Annotated in this window: 1 protein-coding gene and 1 pseudogene; both read right to left on the minus strand. The window is 70.6% G+C overall.

Annotated elements, in window-relative coordinates; translation table 11 throughout:
* The coding region (locus tag G3N96_RS38575) for a condensation domain-containing protein (protein ID WP_241023038.1) at positions 1 to 1,242 on the minus strand (1,242 nt) is incomplete at its 3' end.
* Positions 1,243 to 1,321: 79 nt separating this feature from the next.
* Positions 1,322 to 1,542: pseudogene (locus G3N96_RS38580) on the minus strand (hypothetical protein); the annotation flags it as partial.

A 1,542-nucleotide genomic window follows, 5' to 3' on the forward strand; every position in this document is an offset into this window, starting at 1 on the left:
CCGCGCGGCCGGCACGCGGCCCGTGTCGTATTCGAGATTCACGTGCAGGCCGTCGGGCGTCAGCTGATACGCGAAGTTCAGGTCGAACGGCCGCTCGGCGGCGACCGCCGGCAGCAATTCCGCCTGCACGCCGTGGAAGGCGAGCGGTGCGTCCTGCACGAAGAACGCTTCCGTCACGCCGACGTTGAAGACGGGCGCATCGGCCAGCGAGCGCGTGCGCCGCAGCGCCGTCACGAGGTCGGTCAGCGACAGCTGCTGATGGCGCTTGGCCTCCGCACGCTGGGCGGTGGTGCGCGCGACGATGTCGATGAACGTGTCGCCCTGCCGCAGCGAAAAGGTCATCGGCAGGTTGTTCACGAAGCATCCGCTCGCATCGCGAAAACCCGGCGAGCGCATGTTGACGGGATAGGTCACGACCAGCTCGCGCACGTCCTGCCAGCGGGCCAGCGCGATCGCGAACAGGCTCGACAGCACGAGAAACGGTGTCGAGCGGCTCGCGCGGGCACGCGCGCGCAGCCGGCGCGTGATGTCCGCGTCGAAGCGCAGCCGGTGGATGCGCCCGTCGCCCGGAGCGGCCGATGCCGATGCCGATGCCGATGCCGATGCCGATGCCTCGAACTCGAGCCCGAGCGGCGCGTGCGCCAGCGCACCGAGCCAGTAGGCGAGGTCGTCGTCGTAGCGCGGCGACGCGCGGTACGCGGCTTCGAACGCGAGCTGCTCGCCGAGACCGCGCAACGTGCGGGCGGGCGCCGGGCCCACGCCGAGCGCATGGTTGTACAGCGCCGTCAGCCGCTGGTTGATGTACACCGCCGAAAACGCATCGGAGATGATGTGCGGAAAGCTGAGCACGAGCCGGTGCACGTCGGCCTCCTCGCGCAACAGCGCGAAGCGAAACAGCGGCGCGTCGTCGAGCGCGAACACGTGCGCCGCGCGCGCGGCGATCCATGCGTCGGCCTCGGCGGCGTCCAGCGCCGGCGCCGCCCGCGCGTCGCGGTAGTCGAGCGCGACCGTCACGCGGTCGTGCACGTCCCGCACCACGCCGGCGTCGCCCATCCGGAACGTGCTGCGGCATCCTTCGTCATGCTCGTGGACGAACGCATCCAGTGCGCGCCGCAGCGCGTCGCGGTCCAGCGGACCCGACAGGCGGTAGACGAGCGCGGTCGTATAGGCCGACGAGTGCGGATTGAGCTGCCACTCGAGCCAGAAGCGGTACTGATAGGCTGAAAGCGAAGTGGTACGCATGGTAGCCCCTGTCTGGATGCATGAAGGACGTGAAGGACATGAAGGACGGCGCGGCGGGTCGCGCCCGGCGCGCCGCGCGTCAACGGACCGCGTGGTCCGCGACGTCCGGTGCCGCGAAGTGTTCGGCGATGCAGTGGCGCAGCCGCGGCCCGAACACGGCGGCGATGTCGTCGGCCGAGTACGGCGCGATGGCGTCGTCGATGCCGAGCGTGCGATCCACCTCCTGCTGGAGCCGCGTGAAGATCCGCTGCGCGGCGCGCTCGTCGTGCAGGTACGTATTGAGCGCGTCCGCCGTCGCCC

It is taken from the genome of Burkholderia sp. Se-20373 (genome assembly GCF_017104705.1).
Taxonomy (GTDB): domain Bacteria; phylum Pseudomonadota; class Gammaproteobacteria; order Burkholderiales; family Burkholderiaceae; genus Burkholderia.